Source organism: Pseudoalteromonas sp. SANK 73390 (assembly GCF_054966645.1).
Map to the genome: position 1 here is coordinate 1 of NZ_ARPN01000140.1, position 382 is coordinate 382.

Here is a 382-nt window from a genome sequence, read left to right on the forward strand (position 1 = left end):
CGGTTTAGCGCGAGGTTATTTAAATCGTCCAGAGCTTAACGCGGAGCGCTTTATCGCTAACCCGTTCTATGATGCTCATCATCCAAATAGCTCGCAGCGACTATATCGTACCGGTGATTTAGTGCGTTATTTACCAGAGGGTCATTTAGAGTTTATCGGACGGGTAGACGATCAAGTGAAGATCCGAGGGTTTAGGGTTGAGCTGGGTGAAGTTGAAGGGCAACTGTTGGCGCAAGCAGGGGTGGAGTCAGCACTGGTGATGGCCAAAGAGCTGGCGGGGGCGCAACAGCTTGTGGGTTATATCAAACCTGAGCAGACATTGGATGACGGTGCTCAGCAACAGCTGATAGCGGATGTTAAAATGAGGCTGTCGGCAAACCTG

The 382-nt window shown here is 50.8% G+C and carries 1 pseudogene; it reads left to right on the forward strand.

Going from position 1 to position 382, the window contains the following annotated elements:
• Positions 1 to 382 (forward strand): annotated as a pseudogene (locus SANK73390_RS18530) (hypothetical protein); the annotation flags it as partial.